The organism is Elstera litoralis (genome assembly GCF_000963705.1).
Classification (GTDB): domain Bacteria; phylum Pseudomonadota; class Alphaproteobacteria; order Elsterales; family Elsteraceae; genus Elstera; species Elstera litoralis.
Genome location: NZ_LAJY01000735.1, coordinates 1 through 1,680, shown reverse-complemented (window position 1 = coordinate 1,680; position 1,680 = coordinate 1). Strand labels below are relative to the sequence as shown.

1 protein-coding gene and 2 pseudogenes are annotated in these 1,680 nt (G+C 61.7%); 1 reads left to right on the top strand and 2 read right to left on the bottom strand.

From position 1 onward, the window contains the following. Positions 1 to 300, bottom strand: a pseudogene (locus VZ95_RS19435) (elongation factor P); the annotation flags it as partial. Between the two features lie 104 nt (positions 301 to 404). After that, on the bottom strand, positions 405 to 1,382 hold the full coding sequence (locus VZ95_RS19430; protein ID WP_045777329.1) for a diacylglycerol/lipid kinase family protein: 978 nt from the start codon (positions 1,380 to 1,382) through the stop codon (positions 405 to 407). Positions 1,383 to 1,476: 94 nt separating this feature from the next. Between VZ95_RS19430 and VZ95_RS27575 the strand changes: the two are divergent. Continuing rightward, a pseudogene (locus tag VZ95_RS27575) lies at positions 1,477 to 1,680 on the top strand (hypothetical protein); the annotation flags it as partial.

The following is a 1,680-nucleotide window of genomic DNA, read 5'->3' as shown; positions in this document are numbered from 1 at the left end:
GCCCAGCAGTTCCAGCGGAACGCCGAGTTGGTCGTAGGTTTCGGGGTTCATGAAGGTCAGAATCGTATCGTCGCCGAACAGGAAGGTGAATTCCTCATCGTCGATGCGCACGCGCTCCACCTGTTCGCCGGAACGGAACTTATCGTCGCGCTTAATGCCGGTGCGCAGGTTGCGCATTTCGACCTGAACGAAGGCACCGCCCTTGCCCGGCGAAACGTGATTGGCTTTCAAGATTGCCCAAAGGCCCGTCTCGGTCTCAAGCACATTGCCCTGGCGCAGTTCGTTCGCATTGATTTTCATCGGAAAAACCTGTTGTCCTGTCGGTCTCTAAAGTAAAGCGCGCGGAACCTAGCAGCTTGCGGGCAGGAGAGCAACGCCAGCCGTAAGACCGTAACGCGGCCCCCCTATGATTTGGCCCGTTGCGGCGCGAAAATCGTCAGGCGCTCGGCGGCGAGGCTAATCTGAACGGGCAGGGTGCCGATAATATCGCCATCGGCCTGCACCGGCTCGTCGGACGGGCCATCGACGCGCAGGCTTTGCACTTTTTGGCGCGTCAGGCTTGGCAGTTTCGGTAGAAGCCCCAGCGGCAGCGCGGCGGCATAGACCAGCGCGGCCCAGCGCCCCGGCTTGGTAAAATTCGCAGCGACCAGGGCGGGATCGGCAAGGTCGGCCTCCGGCGTCACCACGAAGCGCCCGGCGTAGAAATGGCCGTTGGCGATAATCAGCGAGGCGGCGTCGTGGGGTGCGCCCTCAATCGTCACCCGGTAGGCGATGGGCTGGAAGCGCAGCCATTCCACTAGGGTTTGCCAGACGTAAGCGCCCTTACCGAAGCGGCGTTTCAGCGCCGGATCGATCCCGGCGACGATATGGGCGTCGAGCCCAACCCCCGCCATCATCGAAAAATAGCGTATCGCGCCGTCCGAATTTTCGCAGGCCCCGAGGGTAATCTTGCGCGTGCTGCCGGAAATCAGTGCCTGGGCGGCACTGCCCGGCGTATCGATGCCGAGTTCGCCCGCCAGCACATTGGCCGTGCCGAGCGGTAGCAGGCCGAAGGGGGCGGGGGTGATGCCCGTGCGTTGGGCGCGCAAAACCCCGTTGATCGCTTCATTGATCGTACCGTCGCCGCCCGCCGCGATGATCGCGCCGACGGAAGCATCCCGCGCGAGGCTTTCCGCGAGGGCTTCCGCATCGCCGCGCGCTTGGGTTTCGGTAATGCTCCAGGTCGCGCCCGCTGCCGTTAGCCGATCCAGCGCCTGTTTTAGCCGCGCGCCGCGCGCTTGGCCGGCGGTCGGGTTGAGGATGATCCGCAGCGGCCGATCCGCGAGCCCCTCGGCTCCTGGGCTGGCAGAGGGGCTTAGTGCCGGGTGCGCATTTCCATCCATCGACCGACGCTTCCTTCTTCGCAGGGGGCCGTTGTTTCGCGCTCCAAAAACCGCGTTCGAGGCGACAAATCCGTGACCGTAATACGACGGTTTAATGAAATTCGCCAACCGTCAAAAACATGTCATCAGCGGCTGGCAGAAAGGGGGGAATGATAAGAACGAAGTGCGTGCCAAAAACATGGATGCAGAAGTTAACGTTACCCAATATCGGGCCATTTGGATTTCCGACATACATCTCGGCACGCGCGGATGTAAAGCTGATGCTTTGTTGGATTTTTTGAAGTTTACCGAGTCGGAT